The 545-nt window shown below is 45.5% G+C and carries 1 protein-coding gene; it reads right to left on the bottom strand.

Annotated elements, in window-relative coordinates; translation table 11 throughout:
- The coding region (locus R7Q46_RS29605; protein ID WP_318078643.1) for an alanine:cation symporter family protein at window positions 1-545 on the bottom strand (545 nt) is incomplete at both ends.

Here is a 545-nt window from a genome sequence, read left to right as displayed (position 1 = left end):
GACCCGTTTTACGTTTGTATTTCTCTTCCCAGTAATCTGCACCTTTGATACCTAGCGCAACTGGGTTGAACGTAAACTCTGTGACACCTTGCTTCTGTTGTTCTTCGTAGTCGGTCAGCGCTTTCAGAGCAGGCTTCGACATAAAGAAGATGATCAAGATACCCACGATGTTCAGCCAAGCCATCAAACCTACGCCAACATCACCCATCGCCCATGCTAGGTTTGCGGTTTTTACTGTACCGTAAAACACTGCTGAGATAAGTACCAGTTTTAAGATAAACATCAGACCGTTCACTTTAAAGGTACGGCGAATGTAGGCAATGTTTGTTTCTGCAATGTAGTAGTAAGCCAAGATAGTGGTGAATGCGAAGAAGAACAGTGCAACAGCGATGAACGGTTTACCAACTCCAGGTAGAGCACTTTCAATCGCCATTTGCGTGAATACTGGACCATTGGCCCCAATATCGGCTGGTAGGTTTTGCACAAGGAATGCACCTTCAACCGCACCGTGTACGTTGTACGCACCTGTGATAAGAATCATAAAC

The organism is Vibrio sp. 811, assembly GCF_033339195.1.
The sequence above is the reverse complement of the archived record's forward strand: the minus strand, read 5'-3'. Positions and strand labels throughout refer to the sequence as shown.